At 71.0% G+C, this 18,183-nt stretch carries 12 protein-coding genes; 10 read left to right on the forward strand and 2 right to left on the reverse strand.

Annotation, left to right across the window (positions count from 1 at the left end; translation table 11 throughout):
• The first annotated feature begins 30 nt into the window (after positions 1–30).
• Positions 31–1,326, forward strand: coding sequence for a crotonyl-CoA carboxylase/reductase (ccrA, locus tag LX83_RS03970; protein ID WP_253767141.1), 1,296 nt, complete (start codon positions 31–33; stop codon positions 1,324–1,326).
• An 11-nt stretch (positions 1,327–1,337) separates the two neighbouring features.
• Positions 1,338–2,954, forward strand: coding sequence for an HAL/PAL/TAL family ammonia-lyase (locus LX83_RS03975; protein ID WP_253767143.1), 1,617 nt, complete (start codon positions 1,338–1,340; stop codon positions 2,952–2,954).
• A 55-nt stretch (positions 2,955–3,009) separates the two neighbouring features.
• Here LX83_RS03975 and LX83_RS03980 read toward each other — a convergent pair whose 3' ends face one another.
• Entirely contained in the window at positions 3,010–4,212 is a 1,203-nt protein-coding gene (locus LX83_RS03980; protein WP_253767145.1) for an NAD(P)/FAD-dependent oxidoreductase, read from the reverse strand.
• Positions 4,213–4,979: 767 nt separating this feature from the next.
• Here LX83_RS03980 and LX83_RS03985 point away from each other — a divergent pair.
• From LX83_RS03985 to LX83_RS04000, 4 genes are all read left to right on the forward strand, one after another.
• Entirely contained in the window at positions 4,980–7,037 is a 2,058-nt protein-coding gene (locus LX83_RS03985; protein ID WP_253767147.1) for a DNA gyrase/topoisomerase IV subunit B, read from the forward strand.
• A gap of 65 nt (positions 7,038–7,102) precedes the next feature.
• A complete protein-coding gene (locus LX83_RS03990; protein WP_253767149.1) occupies positions 7,103–9,589 on the forward strand; it encodes a DNA gyrase/topoisomerase IV subunit A in 2,487 nt (828 codons plus the stop codon).
• A 242-nt stretch (positions 9,590–9,831) separates the two neighbouring features.
• On the forward strand, positions 9,832–11,880 hold the full coding sequence (locus LX83_RS03995; protein WP_253767151.1) for a discoidin domain-containing protein: 2,049 nt from the start codon (positions 9,832–9,834) through the stop codon (positions 11,878–11,880).
• 139 nt (positions 11,881–12,019) lie between these two features.
• Positions 12,020–12,232: an antitoxin gene (locus LX83_RS04000; protein ID WP_253767153.1), complete on the forward strand. Its 213-nt coding sequence runs from the start codon at positions 12,020–12,022 to the stop codon at positions 12,230–12,232.
• A gap of 362 nt (positions 12,233–12,594) precedes the next feature.
• On the opposite strand, the gene LX83_RS04005 is transcribed toward LX83_RS04000, so the two are convergent.
• Positions 12,595–14,007 (reverse strand): DHA2 family efflux MFS transporter permease subunit, encoded by a 1,413-nt coding sequence (locus LX83_RS04005; protein ID WP_253767155.1) that lies wholly within the window; start codon positions 14,005–14,007, stop codon positions 12,595–12,597.
• A 113-nt stretch (positions 14,008–14,120) separates the two neighbouring features.
• Between LX83_RS04005 and LX83_RS04010 the strand changes: the two genes are divergently transcribed.
• The 4 genes from LX83_RS04010 (at position 14,121) to LX83_RS04025 (ending at position 18,148) form a co-directional block, all read left to right on the forward strand.
• Positions 14,121–14,807, forward strand: a complete 687-nt coding sequence (locus tag LX83_RS04010; RefSeq protein WP_253767157.1) for a TetR/AcrR family transcriptional regulator — start codon at positions 14,121–14,123, stop codon at positions 14,805–14,807.
• Between the two features lie 171 nt (positions 14,808–14,978).
• Positions 14,979–16,271, forward strand: a complete 1,293-nt coding sequence (locus tag LX83_RS04015) for an extracellular solute-binding protein (protein ID WP_308203908.1) — start codon at positions 14,979–14,981, stop codon at positions 16,269–16,271.
• 3 nt (positions 16,272–16,274) lie between these two features.
• A complete protein-coding gene (locus LX83_RS04020; RefSeq protein ID WP_253767159.1) occupies positions 16,275–17,225 on the forward strand; it encodes a carbohydrate ABC transporter permease in 951 nt (316 codons plus the stop codon).
• 110 nt (positions 17,226–17,335) lie between these two features.
• The gene (locus LX83_RS04025; protein ID WP_253767896.1) at positions 17,336–18,148 is read left to right on the forward strand and encodes a carbohydrate ABC transporter permease; all 813 of its coding nucleotides are present in this window, start codon (positions 17,336–17,338) and stop codon (positions 18,146–18,148) included.
• The last annotated feature ends 35 nt before the right edge of the window (positions 18,149–18,183 follow it).

Below are 18,183 nucleotides of genomic sequence, written 5' to 3' on the forward strand. Positions count from 1 at the left end.
ACGACCAGCGGTAGGACAAGGAGATCCGTATTGCGTCGACAGTTGTACGAGTTGGGCGAGCTGCCTCCGCTCGGCGAGGTGCCCGAGCGGATGTACGCGCAGGTGATCCGCAGGGAACGCTATGGCGAGCCGGCCAGGGCGTTCCAGGTCGAGGTCGTTGACGTGCCACCGGTCCGGCCTGGGGACGTGCTCGTGCTGGTGATGGCCGCCGGGATCAACTACAACAACGTGTGGGCCGCGCTGGGCCAGCCACTGGACGTCATCACCCAGCGGCAGCGCCGGGGTGAGCCGGAGGACTTCCACATCGGTGGCTCGGACGCGGCCGGGATCGTCTGGGCGGTCGGCGAGGGCGTCCGCCAGGTGTCCGTGGGCGACCACGTGGTGCTGTCCGGCTGCCAGTGGGACGAGCAGGCCGCCGACATCCGGCTGGGCGTGGACCCGGTCGCCTCGACCAGCCAGGGCGCCTGGGGATACGAGATCAACTACGGCTCGTTCGCCCAGTTTGCCCGCGTCCGGGAGTACCAGTGCCACCCCAAGCCGCCCCAGCTGTCCTGGGCCGAGGCGGCGTGCTTCATGGTCACCGCGGCCACGGCCTACCGGCAGCTGTGCGGGTGGCCGCCGCACGTGGTGCGGCCCGGGGCGCCGGTGCTGATCTGGGGCGGGGCGGGTGGCGTCGGCTCGATGGCCATCCAGATCACGCGCATCTTCGGCGGGGTGCCGCTCGCCGTGGTCTCCAGCCCCGAACGCGGCCAGCACTGCCTGCGGCTCGGCGCGCGCGGGGTGATCGACCGCACCGAGTTCGACCACTGGGGCCGGCTGCCCAGCGCCGAGGACACCGAGGCGGCGGCGGCCTGGACGGCGTCGGCCCGCGCGTTCGCCCGCAGGGTCCGCGACCTCACCCCGGGCCGCGCCCTGCCCAGGATCGTGCTGGAGCACACCGGCCGCGACACCCTGCCGACCTCGATGTACGTCTGCGACAACGCGGGCATGGTGGTGATCTGCGGCGGCACCACCGGCTACAACGGCGATCTGGACCTCCGGTTCCTGTGGACGCGGCAGAAGCGGCTGCAGGGCTCGCACTACGCGAGCGTGGCCGAGTGCCGCGCGGTCACCGAGCTGGTGGCCGCCAAGCGCCTGGACCCCTGTCTTTCCGTCGCCGTCGGCTTCGACGAGATCGGCGCGCTGCACCAGCAGATGTACGAGAACGTCCTGCCGCCCGGCAACGCGGCCGTGTTGGTCAACGCCACGTCCGACCTGGCCGGCGGTGGCCCGCCCGCGGTCCTCAGTTCCGCGCCGGCCGTCCCCGCCGGCTCCCCCTCCTGGTGATTGGAAAACCGATGGCAAGCATGTCCACCGTGGAACACGGGCTGTGCGACCTCGCGCTCGACGGCTGTCGACTGACCGTGGACGACGTGGTGACGGTGGCCCGCCACCCGGACACGGCCAGGGTCACCCTCGCGCCCGACGCGGTGCGCCGGATGCGCCAGTCCAACGCGTTGAAGCACCAGCTGATCGACACCGGGGCCCCCATCTACGGGGTCACCTCGGGTTTCGGTGACAGCAACACGCGGCAGATCTCCCGGCGCAAGACCGAGGCACTGCAGCAGGGGCTGATCCACTTCCTCGGCGCCGGCACCGGCCCGCACGCGGCCCCGGAGGTGGTCCGGGCCACCATGCTGGTCAGGACCAACTGCCTGGCCAGGGGGAACTCCGGGGTGCGCCCGGAACTCGTCCAGCTGCTGGTGGACTGCCTCAACCAGGACATCCTGCCGATGGTGCCCGAGCGCGGCTCGGTCGGCGCCAGCGGCGACCTGGTGCCGCTGAGCTACCTCGCCATGCTGGTCACGGGGGAGGGCACCGTGCTGCACGCCGGCGAGACCAAGCCCGCGGCGGTCGCGCTGCGGCAGGCCAACCTGGAGCCGCTGCGGTTGGAGGCCAAGGAGGGCCTGGCCCTGGTCAACGGGACCTCGTTCATGTCCGGCTTCGCCGTGCTGGCCCTGTACGACGCCGAGGAGCTGGCCTTCGCCGCCGACCTGTGCACGGCCATGGCCTGCCAGGTGCTGCTGGGCAACCCGGCCCACTTCGCCGAGTTCCTGGACCGCCAGAAGCCCTACCGGGGGCTGGAGGTCAGCTCGGCGACGGTCCGCCACCTGCTCGCCGGGGCGGGCGGGACCGGGCCGGGCGGCTGCTGCGTCGAGAGCATGCCGGCCGACCAGGAGTTCCGCCGGCTGGAACACCCGATCCAGGACCGGTACTCGGTCCGCTGCGGCCCGCACGTGACCGGCGTGCTCAGGGACACCGCGTCCTGGGTGCGCGAGTGGCTGACCGTGGAGATCAACTCGTCGAACGACAACCCGCTGTTCGACGTCGCCGGCCAGACCGTGCACAACGGCGGCAACTTCTACGGCGGCCACGTGGGCCAGGCCATGGACGCGCTCAAGACCGCGGTGGCCAGCGTGGGCGACCTGCTGGACCGGCAGCTCGAACTGGTCGTGGACGAGAAGTTCAACAACGGGCTGACGGCCAACCTGGTGGCCGCCCACGAGGCGGGTGACTGGGAGGCCGGGCTGCACCACGGCTTCAAGGGGATGCAGCTCAGCGCGTCCGCGCTGGCCGCCGAGGCGCTGAAGTGGACCATGCCGGGCACCTCGTTCTCCCGGTCCACCGAGGCGCACAACCAGGACAAGGTGAGCATGGGCACGATCGCCGCGCGGGACGCCCGGTCCGTGGTGGAGCTGGTCCGCGAGATCACCGCGATCCACCTGCTGGCCCTGTGCCAGGCGGCCGACCTGCGCGGGCTGGACGTGCTCAGCAAGCCCACCAAGCTGGCGCACCGGTACGTGCGCAAGGTCGCCCCGTTCGTGGACCGGGACCGGCCACTGGACCGGGAGATCGAGCGGGTGGCCGCGTTGGTCGGCTCGGGTGAGCTGCGCAGCGTGATGACCGAGGCGTGAGCGGCGACGAACCCACCGTGCCCGGCCCGCCGTGCTGGCGGGCCGGGTGGTGGCCTCAGGCCGCGGCGAGGGCGTCCGCCCAGGACGAGCCCGACTTGATCCGCGCCTGCCACTGGCGGAGCGCACGGACCTTGCGCACGCCGAGCACACCGGCCAGGCGCGTGCCCCGGCGGTAGAGCGCGACGAACTCGCCGTCCTCGATCGCGCCGTCGACCACGCGCACCTCGTCGTGGTCGCGCAGCAGGCCGAACGCCTGGATCTTGAGGTCGTACTGGTCGGACCAGAAGTAGGGCACCGGGGTGAACGGCTCGTCGGTCCGGCCGAGCACGGCCCGCGCGACGTAGAGGCCCTGCTCCCCGGCGTTGGTGCGGTGTTCGAGCCGGACCTGGGTGGCGAACCCCGGGTGGTACCAGCTGGCCACGTCCCCGACCGCGTACACGCCGGGGGCCGCCGCGCAGAACTGGTCGCAGCGCACCCCGTCGGAGCAGTCGAGCCCGCTGCCGGCGAGCCAGCCGGTGGCGGGAACCGAGCCGATGGCCACCACGACGACGTCCGCGGTGATGGTGCTGCCGTCGGCGAGCACGACCCGGTCGACCGCGCCGTCCCGCGCGGTGAGTTCGGTGACGGCGGCGCCCGGCCCGGTGCGGACGGACACACCTCGGTCGCGGTGCAGCGCGGCCAGCATGGTGCCGACCTCCACCCCGACCGCGGCGGCGAGCGGCACCGGCGCTGGTTCGACCAGGTGGACCTCGGTGCCCAGGGTGCGGGCGGCGGCGGCCAGTTCGGTGCCGAGGAACCCGGCGCCGATGACGACCAGTCGGCGTCCCGGCCCCAGTTCGGCGCGCAGCGCGGTCGCGTCCGCGAGGGTGCGCAGGGTGTGCACGCCCCGTAAACCACTGGTCCCTGGCAGTGACCGCGGGTCGACACCGGTCGCGATGACCAGGGTGCCGAACGGCAGCCGGGTGCCGTCGGCCAGACTCACCACCCGCTCGGCGAGGTCGGCGCCGGTGGCCGTGGCGCCGACCCGGAGGTCGACGTCGAGATCGGCCAGCCCGGCCGCGTCGCAGAGCCGGACGCGGTCGGGCTCCCAGGTGCCGGTGAGGATGCCCTTGGACAGCGGTGGCCGGTCGTAGGGGAGTTCGGGTTCGGCGCCCACCCAGGTCAGCTGTCCGGTGAACCCGTTGGCGCGGACGCCTTTCACGGTCGCCAGCCCGGCTGCGCCCGCTCCGACGACCACGATGGGACCGGAATTGGTCACGCTGGTCACCCCGACTTCCTCTCTCCCGCTCGGGCCCCGGGCCGCGTTCGGCCCCGGCCGGGCCACGCGCACGGCCGTGGCCCGTCTGCATGATCCTCCTGACCGGCCCGCCGTGATCTCCCGGTGGTGTGTGGTGGGGATCACCGCCGGTGGGGCGCGCGCCGGCCCGCCCGGGCACACCTGTCCGGAGTGGACCGTGCGGGGCGGCACCGGCCGGTGGCTTCTCCGGGTCGCGGCCCTTCGGGAGGCGGCCCTCGGGAGGCGGCGGTCACCCGGGGCGGCGGGCGGCTGGTGCCGTGCGGGGGACGCGGTGGCGGAATAACCGACCCGGCCCCCGGCGTTACTCCGACCGGCGCACGCCCCGGCACCGCGGGCGCCCGGGATCGGCGGCGTTCGCGCGCGGTGGGCGTCTCGTCCGGCTGGCTGGGTGTTCCCGCTCGGCCGGGCGGGTTGGTGGACGCGCTGTTCCGGGTCGGCGTGCTGTCCCACCCGCGGTTGCTCCGCCCGCGCTGACCCGGGTCCGCTCCGTCCACAGTGAACCGAGCCACCGGGTGATCCACTCACCGCGTTCGGGTGCCTCCGGTGCGTAGTCGGTCACCCGGCGGTGGAACGGGGAAGGTGGCGGGACGGACACGAATGCCCAAGTGTGTCAGTGGCTCCCGATATCCTCCAGTACGGTGAGTCGCCGGATCGGTGCCAACACCCGAATCGGCGCCAGCGCACCACCACAACCTTGTCCGCACGCCACGATCTGGGAGAACGGCCCTGTGACTGCCTCAGCTGAGTCCCTCTACGGGGTCGACGACCTGACGCACCTGGAGGGTCTGGAAGCGGTTCGCAAGCGACCCGGCATGTACATCGGGTCCACGGACAGCCGCGGTGTCACCCACCTCTTCAACGAGGTCGTGGACAACTCCACCGACGAGGGTGTCGCCGGCCACGCCACCCGGATCGTGGTGACCCTGCACGCCGACGGCAGCGTCCAGGTGGACGACGACGGCCGGGGCATCCCCACCGGTGTCCACGCCAAGACCGGCCTGTCCGGGGTCGAACTGGTGCTGACCCGGCTGCACGCCGGCGGCAAGTTCGGCGGTTCCGGCTACAAGACCTCCGGTGGCCTGCACGGCGTTGGCGCGTCCGCGGTGAACGCGCTGTCGTTGCGGCTGGACGTGACCGTCAAGCGCGACGGCAAGGTCCACCAGATGTCGTTCGCGCACGGCGAGCCCGGTGTGTTCGACGGTCCCGGCCCCAAGGCCAAGTTCGTCCGGCAGTCCGGCCTGCACGTCACCGGGAAGATGAAGCGCGGTGAGGCGACCGGCACGTCCATCCGCTACTGGCACGACGCCCGCTACTTCGAGGCCGGTGCCGCGCTGGACACCGAGGCGGTGCGCACCAAGCTGCGCAACACCGCGTTCCTGGTCCCCGGCGTCACCTACGTGCTGCGCGACGCGACCGGCGGCTCGATCAGCGAGGAGACGTTCCACTTCCCCAACGGCCTCGCCGACATGGTCGAGTTCCTCAGCCCGGCCGGCGACCGGCCGGTCTGCGGCACCCTGGTGGTCACCGGCGAGGGCACCTACAAGGAGAACGTGGCCGACGAGAACGGCGTCATGCAGTCCAATGTGGAGCGACGCGCCGAGGTCGAGGTGGCGTTCCGGTGGGGCACCGGCTACGAGCGCACCATCGAGTGCTTCACCAACACCATCCGCAACGTCCACGGCGGCACCCACCGCAAGGGCTTCGACCGGGCGGCGCTGAAGGCGTTGCAGGAGGCCATCTCCAAGACCCGCGGCCTGCTCAAGCCCAAGGAGGACATGCCAACCCTCGACGACGTCCTCGAAGGCATGACCGCCGTCATCCACGTGCGCATCCCCGAGCCGCAGTTCACCTCGCAGACCAAGGACGAGCTGTCCACGGCCGGGATCACCAAGGTCATCCAGGGCGTGGTCGAACGCCAGATCAAGGCGTGGGCGGAGGACCGCAGGACGCGGACCGAGGCCAAGACGGTCCTGCAGAAGATCGTGGACGCCGCCCGCGTCCGGCTGACCCAGAAGCAGCAGAAGGACGCCGCCCGCCGCAAGACCGCGCTGGAGGGCGCGGCCATGCCGGCCAAGCTCGTGGACTGCCGCACCACCGGCGTGGCCCGCAGCGAACTGTTCCTGGTCGAGGGGGACAGCGCGCTGGGGTCGGCCCGGCTCGCGCGGGTCTCGGAGTACCAGGCGCTGCTGCCGCTGCGCGGCAAGATCCTCAACGTGCAGAAGGCCAGCCTGGCCGACACGCTCAAGAACGCCGAGATCGCCTCGATCGTGCAGGTGCTCGGCGCGGGCACGGGACGCACCTTCGACCTGTCCGCCATGCGCTACGGCCGGGTCATCCTGATGGCCGACGCCGACGTGGACGGCTCGCACATCCGGACCCTGCTCATCACGCTGTTCGCCCGGTACATGCGCCCGGTCATCGAGGACGGCCGGCTGTACGCGGCCATGCCGCCGCTGCACAAGATCACCACCAGGGGCCGCAACCCCGAGACGATCTTCACCTTCACCCAGCGGGAGATGGAGCAGACGGTCAGCCGGCTGGAGAAGGCGGGCAAGCAGGTCGTCACGCCGGTGCCCCGGTTCAAGGGCCTCGGCGAGATGGACGCCGAGGAGTTGTGGGAGACCACGATGAACCCGGCCACCCGCTCGGTCCGCCGGATCACCCTCGACGACGTCGAGGCGGCGGAGGCCGCGCTGGAACTGCTGATGGGGGAGAAGGTCGAACCGCGGCGAGCCTGGTTGGTCGAGTCGGCCGAACGGGTCGACCAGGAAGCCATCGACGCCTGAGCCGGCTGCGCGCACCCGTGTGGCACAGGGCAGGACTGCAGATCGGTCAAGAGGAGTACTGAGCAATGGCACGCCGCAAGGGCATGCAGACCAGGGTCGACCCCTCCGCCTTCGACCAGGCGGGTGCGCACGTGTTCGACAACTCGGTCAAGACCGAGATCGAGACGTCCTACCTGGAGTACGCGTACTCGGTCATCCACTCCAGGGCGCTGCCGGACGCGCGCGACGGCCTCAAGCCGGTGCACCGCCGCATCCTGTTCTCCATGCACGAGCAGGGGTACCGGCCCACCCACGCCTACGTGAAGTCCTCCCGCGTGGTGGGCGACTGCATGGGCAAGTACCACCCGCACGGCGACACCGCGATCTACGACGCCATGGTGCGCCTGGCCCAGGACTTCTCCATGAACGTGCCGCTGGTCGACGGGCACGGCAACTTCGGCTCCCCGGACGACGGGCCGGCCGCCAGCCGGTACACCGAGGCGCGGATGTCCCGGGAGGCCATGCTGCTGGTCGGGGAACTCGGCGAGGACACCGTCGACTTCCGGCCGAACTACGACGGATCCCTGGAGGAGCCGTCGGTGCTGCCGGCGGCGTTCCCCAACCTGCTGGTCAACGGCACGTCCGGGATCGCGGTCGGCATGGCCACCAACATGATCCCGCACAACCTGGGCGAGGTCATCGCGGCGGCGCGCTGGTTGATCAACCACCCGGCGGCCACGCTGGACAAGCTGATGGAGTTCGTGCCCGGCCCCGACCTGCCCACCGGTGGTGCGCTGCTCGGGCTCGACGAGGTCCGCAAGGCCTACGAGACCGGCCGCGGTGTGGTGCGGATGCGCGCCAAGGTGGAGATCGGGCCGCTGGAGGGCAGCCGAGGCCGGCAGGCCATCACCGTGACCGAACTGCCCTACGGCGTCGGGCCGGAGAAGATCATCGAGAAGATCACCGACGAGGTCAACAAGTCCAAGCGGCTGACCGGCATCGCCGACGTCAAGGACCTGACCGACCGGGAGAACGGCACCCGGCTGGTGATCGAGTGCAAGGTCGGGGTGAACCCGCAGGCGCTGCTGGCCGACCTGTACCGGCTGACCCCGCTGGAGCAGTCCTTCGGCATCAACAACCTGGTGCTGGTGGACGGGCAGCCGCAGACCCTGGGGCTGAAGGCGCTGCTGGAGGTGTTCCTCGCGCACCGCTACGAGGTGGTCACCCGGCGGACCCGGTTCCGCCGCCGCAAGCGCGAGGAACGGCTGCACCTGGTCGAGGGCCTGCTCAAGGCGCTGCTGGACATCGACAAGGTGATCAAGCTGATCCGGGGCAGCGAGAACGCGCAGGACGCCAAGGACGGCCTGATGAAGCGGTTCGCCCTGTCCGAGATCCAGGCGACCTACATCCTGGACACCCCACTGCGCCGGTTGACCAAGTACGACCGGATCGAGCTGGAGGCCGAGCAGGAGCGGCTGCGCGCCGAGATCGCCGAGCTGTCCACGATCCTCGACGACGAGTCGGTGCTCAGGAAGGTCGTGTCCAGCGAGCTGGCCAAGATCGCCAAGGAGTTCCCGACCCCGCGGCGCACCACGCTCATCGACGGGGACCTCAAGGAGGTGCTGGCCGCGTCCCGGCCGGCGGGGCCGCTCGAAGTCGCCGACGACCCGTGCCAGGTCATCCTGTCCTCGACCGGGCTGATCGCCAGGACCGCGGCCGAGTCCGAGGAGGTGCCGGAGGGCCGTCGGCGCAGCGGTCGGGGCAAGCACGACACCATCGCCGCCCTGGTCCACTCCACCGCCCGCGGCCAGGTGCTGCTGGTCACCAACCTGGGCCGGGCGTTCAAGACCGACGTGTTGCCGCTGCCGGTGCTGCCCGAGCAGGAGGGCACGGTGTCGCTGCGCGGCGGCATGGCCGCCAGCGAGCTGGCGCCGCTGCAGGCCGGTGAGCGGGTGGTGGGCATCGCGCCACTGGGCGAGCAGGCCGCGGGCTCCCCGGGGTTGGCGCTGGGCACCAGGCAGGGCGTGGTGAAGATCTGCGCGCCCGAGTGGCCGGTTCGCTCCGACGAGTTCGAGGTGATCACCCTCAAGGAGGGTGACGAGGTGGTCGGCGCGAGCTGGCTGACCGACGGGGCCGAGAGCCTGGCGTTCGTGTCGTCGGACAGCTCGCTGCTGCGCTACGCCGCGTCGCTGGTCCGGCCCCAGGGGCTGCGCGGCGGCGGCATGGCCGGGATCAACCTGGCGGCCGGCGCCCGGGTGGTGTTCTTCGGCGCGGCGCGCACCGACGACGCCGAGCGCGGCGAGCCCATGGTCGTGACCACCACCGGGGAGACCACGAAGGTGACGCCGTTCAGCGTCTACCCGGCCAAGGGCCGCGCCACCGGCGGTGTGCGCACCCAGCGCTTCCTCAAGGGCGAGAGCGAGCTGGCCCTGGCGTGGATCGGACCGCACCCGGTCGGCGCCACGCGCACCGGCTCGCCCGTGGAACTGCCCGAGGTGGACCCCCGGCGGGACGGGTCCGGCGCGGCCGGCGCCTGCCCGCAGGTGGTCGGGCACCTGATCGAACGAGCCTGACGCCCGCTCCCGGCTGATCCCGGGCCCCGGCCGCCACCCGGTGGTCGGGGCCCGGGTGTGTCCGCACTGCCACCTGTCCTCCAATCAACTTCCAATCCGGTTCCAATCCCCGGTGGCCAGGCTTGGCCACGACAGGTAACCGGAGCGGCACTGGAGGTCGGTGTGCTTTCTCGGATCAGCCAAGTCAGGCGTGTTGTGCCTGTCCCGCCCTGCTTCCGGCACGGCAGACAGGGAGTCCGGTCATGAGCGGACCAGGAGCGCGGGTTCGGCCGCGCTGGGCGCTGGTGTTGTCCTTGGTCGCGCTGCTGTTCGCCACCGGCAGCCCGGCCCAGGCGGCGGGGTCGGGCCCGGCGGCGACCGCGACGCGGACCGGGATGAGCTGGGCTGTCCTCGGGCAGCAGGGCGGGTACGTCCACGTCGGCGCGGACGCGCGGACCAACGCGTACACCGGGGACACCTCGGTCGACCAGTACCTGCACGCCCTGTGCCTGTTGGTCGACGGCCAGGCCGCGCCCGGCGGGATCGCCTTCGACCAGAACAACGGCTGGGCGCGCGGCCGGGTGCGGGTCACCGCCCCGGTGCGCGGTGACGCGCTGACGTCCCAGCAGCAGGGTGACGCGCTGTGCGCCACCTCGTTCGGCGCCGGCTGGCGGCTGGCCGAGTTCCACGACGGCAGGTACGGGCAGAACTTCAGCGTGCCCGGCGGCTGGTCGTTCTGGGCGGCCGGCCAGTTGACCCCGGGGACGCGGTTCTGGGTGGCCATCAACGACCAGCCGGCCAATCCGTGGAACTCCGCGGGTGAGCTGCCGCCACCGGTGGTGGGTCGGGAGGACGACCTGCTGGTCAAGACCCGGCTGCAGGAACTGACCCAGCCGCTGCTGGGCTTCGCCAGGGACCAGCGGTTCCGGGACGTCGTCACCGCGGGGGTGGCCCGGCGCTTCGACGGCGACGACAACGTGCTGCTGACCGACGTGATCACTGCGGCGGAGCAGGCGAAGATCGTCGACACCGGCTCGGCGGCGTGGCAGGACCTCAAGGCCAGGGTCGCCCAGTTCGAGAACCTCAACGGCCGGAGCTACGCCCCGCAGATCTACATCCCCAACTACGGGGACGGCGCCGTGCCCGGCGCGCAGGTGGTCATGACGGTGTTCGAGTCCGATCCCACCAGGACGGACCTGCCCGCCTACCAGTTGGACGCCAACGGCAACCTCGCCGTCAGGAGCGAGCCGGTCAACGAGGCCTACGCCGAGACCCACGAGGTCTGGGTGCTCTCGCCCAACGAGCGGATCGGCCTGAACCCGACCGAGCTGCGGGAGACCAGGGAGATGGCCGAGGCCGAGGAGTCGGCCAGCCGGTCGGGCGTGGGGATCAGCGCCGTGTGCAACCCGACCGGGCTGCGCAACAACAAGGGGCTGGAGTACCTGCAGAAGTTCCGGATCCCCGACCCCCGCTCGCTCGAACCGTGGACGCGGGGCAAGCTGGAGATGCGGCTGTTCGTGGTGGGCAAGGACGGGGCGATCATCAAGAACGCCTACTTCGGCGGACTCAAACCGAAGACCCTGAAGAACGGCATCTACCCCGACATGTTCCTCACCACCTGGGACCGGGCGGTCTGGGGGGACTACCTGGCGTACAAGTGGCTGGAGGTCGACGGCGGCCCGAACATCGAGATCTCGCTCGGCCTGAGCGTGACGATCCTGAAGCTGATCAACGCCAAGATCGACGTGAAGGCGCTGCTCAACAACAGCGACGACGACGCGGGTGCCGGTGTGGTGATGTTCGGCGAATCCACCTACATCACCTACAGCACCGGAACGGTCGAGTGGAACGTCTGCAGCATGGGCGGGGACGGCGGCACCGGCGATGACAACCTGGCGCGCTCGGCCCTGGCGGTGGCCTCGTCGGTCTTCCCGGGCTACGAGCCGGGGAGGGTCAACGACGGGTCCAGGGACACCAGCGTGGGCGGCGCCACGAGTTGGGCGAACGCCGACAAGTACGGGCCGAACGGGTTCCTGCCCCAGTGGGTCCAGCTCGACTTCGGCACGGACAAGACGTTCTCCAAGGTCGTGCTCTACACGAGTTCCGGATACCCGATCCGGGACTACGACCTGCAAACCTGGAACGGGACGACCTGGGTCACCGTGGCCACCAAGAACGGCAACACCGATCTCATGGTGACCCACCAGTGGACGACGCCGCTGACCTCGCGCCTGCTCCGGGTCTACGGCCGCAGCGGCCCCACCCACCAGCCGCAGTACGTGCGGGTGAACGAGTTGGAGGTCTACCGCTAGCGGTTCCGGTCACCGGCCAGGGGGAGGTGGTGCTACCCGGTGTCACGCCGGGTAGCACCATCGTGCGTGGTCGTGACGCGGAACTCTGCGAACTCGCGCCGCGTTTGGCAGGGTGGGTCACAGCGAGGAAGGGAGCGACATGCGACTGTTGCGGAAACTCACCGTTCTGGCCGGTGCTGCCGGCGCGGTGCGGGCCTACGCGCGCAAGAACCCGGAGAAGGTCGGCAAGTTCGTCGACCAGGCTGCCAAGTTCGTTGACAAGCGCACCCACGGCAGGTACCACCAGCAGATCGACGGGGCGGCGCGCAAGCTGCGCACGATGACCGGCGGCGCGTCCCACCCGGCGCACTGATCCGCCCGTCGGGCGTTATGTCCAGTTCGGACGGTCCGAACTGGAGTGTCCTGGGCTGGCCGCCGGGCTGGGATCGACCGGCGAGGGGGCGCTGTGCGCGGCTGTGCGGGTGGACGAAGCGGACTGGGAACGCCGGCTGCCCGAAGCCTGGGCGCACCTGGTCCGCACCTGTCCCGCGACCAGCGTTCGCTGGCCGACCACGCCCGGCTGCCCGTGGAGCCGCAACCCGCTGTCGGGTAGCCCGTCCTGGCTGGCACCCGGTGCCCGCGGCGGCGCGCCCGTGACGCCAGGCCCGCACCGGCCGTCACCCTGGGCCGGCAGTTTTCCTGGGCCGGCAGTTTCGTGGGTCGGCTGACCCGGAGCTACCGGGCGCGCCGGGGGAACAGGGCGGTGGGCAGGATGCTGAGCAGGGTCAGGACCAGCGCCCAGCGGAAGGTGTCGCTGAACGCGACGGTTGGCGTGGCGGCGTGGTCCAGTCCGTTCTGCAGGGTGACCACCAGCACCGCCGTGCCCAGTGCGCCGCCGACGCGGTTCAGCACGTTGATCGCGCTGGCGGCGCGCGGCACCTGGCTCCGGTCGACCGAGGCGTAGACCGTGGCCATGCCGGGGGCCATGGTCATGCCCAGCCCGATGCCGCGCGCGAGCAGTGAACCGGTCAGCACCCAGCCGGCGGGGTGGCTGGCGAGCTGGGTGAAGGCGAGCGTGCCCAGCAGCGACAGGCCGATGCCGGTCAGCATGATCGTGCGCGGTCCGATGCGGTCGGTCAGCCGGCCGGCCACGATCGTCGCCACCGCGGTGCCCAGCGCCTGCGGTGCGAGCAGCAGCCCAGCGGTGACCGCGTCGGCGTGCTCGACCTGCTGGTAGTACAGCGGCAGCAGCAGCATCGAGCTGTACAGCGACGCGCCCAGCACGAACGAACTCGCGGTGGCGACGGCAAAACCGCGGCGGGCGAACAGGCGCAGGTCGATCAGGGGAGTGCGGCGGCCGCGCAGGGCGTGCACCCCGTAGCCGAGCAGCAGGGCGGCACCGGCGGTGAGGAACAGTCCGGTGTGGACGGAACCGAAGCCGCCCGAGGCGCTGGCGGTGGTGAACCCGTAGACCAGTGCGGCCAGTCCCGGCGACAGCAGGGCGACGCCGAGCAGGTCGAGCCGGTTGGCCCGGGCGGCCGGCTGATCGGCTGGCACCACCCGGGCGGCCAGGACCAGGGTGACGATCCCGATCGGCACGTTGACGTAGAACATCCAGCGCCAGTCGAGGGTCTGCACGATGGCGCCGCCGAGCACCGGTCCCAGCACCGGGGCGACCGTGGCCGGCAGGGTGACGACGCCGATCGCGCGCCCCAGCCGGGCCGGGCCCGCGGCCTGGGCGAACAGCGACTGGCCGATCGGCTGCATCATGCCGCCGCCGATGCCCTGCACCACGCGGAAGGCGATCAGCGCCGGCGTTGACCAGGCCAGCCCGCACAGCGCGGAGCCGGCGACGAACAGCGCGACCGAGACCAGCCACATCGTCTTGCCGCCGAAGCGCTCGGTCGCCCAGCCGGACAGCGGGATGACCACCGACACGGCGAGCAGGTAGCCGGTCGACACCCACTGCACCGTCTCCAGTGGACTGCCGAGGTCGGCGGCGATGGCGTTGATGCCGACGTTGACGATGGTGGTGTCCAGGATCGCGAGGATCGCGCCGAGGATCAGCACACCGCCCATGCGCAGCAGGGCCGGGTCCAGCCGGTCGGTGGCCGCGGGTGCGGGTTGGGCGGCGGGAGCGGTTGTCATGTGATGACTCCTGGGGAGGGTGGAAGTGGAACGCCGAACACGTTAGGTCCGACCCATTAATAGGTCAAGGCTAAATTTGTGCCGAGCCTAAGGGTGGCCGCTACCATGTGCCCATGGGTGAACTCGGGAGCGGGCTGCGCGAACTCAAGAAGCAGCAGACCAGGACGGCGATCTCGCACGTGGCCACGCGGCTGTTCATCGAGCGCGGGTTTGACCGGGTGACGATCGCCGAGGTGGCGGCGGCGGCCGAGGTGGCCAAGATGACCGTCACCAACCACTTCCCGCGCAAGGAGGACCTGGTTTTCGACGTGCACGCGGAACTCGTGGCCCGGCCCGCGCGGACGGTGGCCGAGCGCGCCGCCGGTGAGTCCGCGTTCGACGCGCTGCGCCGCGCCTACTTCGCGGCGCTCGACCGCAGGGACGCGCTCCTCGGGTTCTCCGGGGTGGAGTTCGCCCGCCTGATCACCGAGAGCCCGACGTTGCTGGCGCGGCTGCGGGAGCTGCACGGGGAGCAGGAGGACGCGCTGACCGGTGTGCTCGCCGAGGAGACCGGTGCGCCGGTCCTCGCCCGCGCCGCGGCCGTCCAACTCGTCGGGGCCGAGCGGGTGCTGTTCCACGAGGTGCTGCGCCGCACCCTGGCCGGAGCGAGCCACGACGAGATCGCGGCCGGTCTCGCCGAGGTGGCCGAACAGGTCTTCGCACTGCTCGAACCCGGCCTCGGCGACTTCGCCCGGCGGGCCGGCGCGACCGGCCAGGAGTCCGGATCGGCCGCGCGCCGCGGTGGCGCCGGAGTCGGCTGATCGGGCCGAGCGGCCAGTGGTCCAGACCAAGCCGGGGAGTCCGGGTAACCGCGCGGTGCGCAGACCGTAATGCGCGAACCTGTTGACCAGGCCCAGGTCGTCAGGCAGCCTTGCTCGCAACGACAACCGAACTGCGGGTGTTGCCGGCCCCGCAAGAGAAGGAGCGTCGTAGTGAAGCGATCAGTCGCGCTGTCGGTGGGTCTGTGCGCCGTTCTCGCCGTGGTCGCCTGTGGACCACCGCGGGCGTCGTCCACCGGGCCGGCAACCGACGAGAGCACCGGAACGGTGAAGGTCTGGCTGTTCCAGGAGGCGAACAACGCACCCAAGGAGGCGGTCGTCGCCGAGGCGGTCACCGAGTTCCAGGCCGCGCACCAGGGTGTCACCGTCGAGGTGCAGTACATCGCGACCGAGTCGCGCGCCGAGCGGATGACCGGTGCGTTCAACGACCCGGGCAACGCCCCGGACGTGGTCGAGTACGGCAACACCGACATGGCCAACTACGTCGCGGTCGGCGGGCTGGCCGACATCACGGGCGCACTGGACTCGTGGGCTGAGGGAAGTGGTCTAGACCCTCGGATCGTGGAGAGCACCGAGGTGGACGGGAAGCGGTACGGGCTGCCGTGGTACATCGGGGTGCGCGCGCTCTACTACCGGACCGACATCTTCGCCGAACTCAACCTGCGGCCACCGCAGACCCTGGGCGAACTGGTCGAGACCGCGCGGCAGATCCGCGCGGCAAAGCCGGACCTGTACGGGATCAGCGTGGGTGGCCGGTACGTCTACGGCCTGGCGCCGATGATCTGGGCGGCCGGCGGCGAGCTGGCCACCAAGCAGGGCGACCGCTACGTCAGCGGCCTGAACACCGACGCGGCCAAGAGCGGCATCGCCACGTACGCGAGCCTGATCAACGACGCGATCTGCCCGCCGGCGAACTGCGCGCAGCTGACCGGCACGGCCAGCGTGCAGGCGTTCGCCTCGGGCAAGGCGGCCATGACGATCGGCGGTGACTTCAACAGGTCCACTGTGGATGCTGGTGAGGCCAGGGGCAAGTACGCGGTGGTCCCGCTGCCCGGCACCACCCCGGGCAGCGTCGCACCGGCCTTCGCCGGCGGCAACAACCTGGGCGTGTTGCGCAGCAGCAAGCACGCGACCCTGGCCAGCCAGTTCATCGAACTGCTCGGCGGACGGACCTACCAGCAGAAGATGTTCGCGGCCATGACCTACCTGCCCACGTTCACCGACCTGCAGGACGAGGTGACCAGGAGCAACCCGGCGCTGGAGCCGTTCGTGGCCACGATCAAGGCGGGCACCAAGTTCGTCCCGCTGGACAAGGCCTGGGCGACCATCGACGCGCAGGGCGTGCTGCCCACCATGGTGCAGGAGATCGCGGTCGGCGCCAAGACGCTGGACCAGGCGGTCGCCGCGGCGGATGAGCAGATGAACTCCCTGCTCGCCAAGGGCTGATCCATGGCCGTCGCGGACACGCTCGCCCGCCGGGTGCCGCCGCGCCGCCGGCCACCGCGCCGGCGGCACCGGCTGGTGCTGCTCGCCTACCTCGCGCCCGCCGCGGTCGTCCTGATCGGACTGCTCGGCTACCCGCTCTACCAGCTGGTGCAGATGTCCTTCTACGACTACGGCCAGGAACAGGTCAGTGGTGGGGCACCGGTGCACTGGATCGGTCTGGACAACTACACCGCCCTGTTCGGTGACCCGCAGTTCTGGTCGGTGCTGCTGCAGACCGTGCTGTTCGCCGCGGTCTGCGTGGTGCTCACCATCCTGGTCGGCCTGTTGCTGGCGTTCCTGGCCGCCCGGCTGCGACCGTGGGTGCGCACGGTGCTGTTCATCGCGGCGCTGGAGGCCTGGGCCGCGCCGGCGGTGACCGGCTCCACGGTCTGGCTGTTCATGTTCGACGCGAACTTCGGCATCGTCAACGAGGTGCTCACCAGTCTGGGCATGGCCTACTTCGACGGCCACTCCTGGACCTTCGGAAAGCTCAGCGCGTTCGGGCTGGTGGCGGCCGAAGTGGTGTGGTGCTCGTTCCCGTTCGTGATGGTCACGCTGTACGCGGGGCTGCGCGGCATCTCACCGGACGTGCTGGAGGCGGCGGCACTGGACGGCGCCTCGGGCCGCCGGACGCTGGTGAGCATCGTGATCCCGATGCTGCGCCCGGCGCTGACCGTGGTCACGATCCAGTCGATCATCTGGGACATGAAGGTGTTCGGTCAGATCTACATCATGACCGACGGCGGCGGGATCGCCGGCCGCAACCTGGTGCTCAACGTCTACGCCTACCAGAAGGCCTTCGCCTCCTCCCAGTACGGCGCCGGCGCGGCCATCGGTGTGGTCACCGTGATCCTGCTGCTGCTGGTCACCGTCGTGCACCTGAACATCACCCGCCGGCGAGGGGAGGAACTGTGAGCACTGTGGACACTCCGGCGGCACCCGCGCCGGCGCTCGGCGTGGCACGCCCCAGCGGTGGGCAGCCGCCCCGCCGTCGACGCCGGCGGCGCGGCAGTGCCCGCGCGGACGTGCTGGGACTGGTCTGCGCGGCGGTGATCGCGTTCCCGCTCTACTGGATGGTGCTGTCCGCGGTGAAGCCCGAGGGCGAGGTGCAGTCGCTGAACCCCCGGCCCTGGACGCTGCGTCCGGCGCTCGACTCGTTCCAGCGGCTGTTCAGCGTCAACGACTTCGGCCGCTACTTCCTCAACAGCGTGATCGTGGCCGTGGTGGTGGTCGTGCTGTCGGCCGGCTGCGCGTTCCTGGCGGCCACCGCGCTGACCAGGTTCCGGTTCCGGCTGCGCGGCGCACTGCTGGTCGCGCTGCTGGTGGCGCAGATGATCCCGGTGGAGTCGCTGACGATCCCGCTGTTCTTCCTCATCCGCAACCTGGGCGACGCCGTACCGCCGCTGGGGCTGAACCAGCTCGGCGCCCTGGTGCTGGTCCACCTGGGACTCGGGCTGCCGTTCACCATCTGGATGCTGCGGGGTTTCGTCCGGGTGGTGCCCGAGGAACTGGAGGAGGCGGCCTACCTGGACGGCGCGTCCCGGTGGCAGTTCCTGACCAGGATCCTCTTCCCGCTGGTGGCCCCTGGTCTGGTGGCCACCAGCGTGTTCTCGTTCATCAACGCGTGGAACGACTTCCTGTTCGCCAAGACGCTGATCATCTCCGCGCCGGAGCAGCAGACGCTGCCGATGTCGCTGCTGGTGTTCATGAAGGTGGACCAGAACGACTGGGGCGCGATCATGGCCGGCTCGACCATCATGACCATCCCGGTGCTGGTCTTCTTCCTGTTGGTGCAACGACATCTGGTCGCCGGTACGGCCGGCGCGGTCAAGGGGTGAGACGAGCGGGCGGCCCGACCGGTTCGGGCCGCCCG

This window comes from Goodfellowiella coeruleoviolacea (genome assembly GCF_024171785.1).
Lineage (GTDB): Bacteria > Actinomycetota > Actinomycetes > Mycobacteriales > Pseudonocardiaceae > Goodfellowiella > Goodfellowiella coeruleoviolacea.

Excerpts from the sequence above, each read along its gene's own strand:
- LX83_RS03975 (WP_253767143.1), top strand. The coding sequence starts at position 1,338 with ATGGCAAGCATGTCCACCGTGGAACACGGGCTGTGCGACCTCGCGCTC.
- LX83_RS03990 (WP_253767149.1), top strand. The coding sequence starts at position 7,103 with ATGGCACGCCGCAAGGGCATGCAGACCAGGGTCGACCCCTCCGCCTTC.
- LX83_RS03995 (WP_253767151.1), top strand. The coding sequence starts at position 9,832 with ATGAGCGGACCAGGAGCGCGGGTTCGGCCGCGCTGGGCGCTGGTGTTG.
- LX83_RS04000 (WP_253767153.1), top strand. The coding sequence starts at position 12,020 with ATGCGACTGTTGCGGAAACTCACCGTTCTGGCCGGTGCTGCCGGCGCG.
- LX83_RS04005 (WP_253767155.1), bottom strand. The coding sequence starts at position 14,007 with ATGACAACCGCTCCCGCCGCCCAACCCGCACCCGCGGCCACCGACCGG.
- LX83_RS04010 (WP_253767157.1), top strand. The coding sequence starts at position 14,121 with ATGGGTGAACTCGGGAGCGGGCTGCGCGAACTCAAGAAGCAGCAGACC.
- LX83_RS04020 (WP_253767159.1), top strand. The coding sequence starts at position 16,275 with ATGGCCGTCGCGGACACGCTCGCCCGCCGGGTGCCGCCGCGCCGCCGG.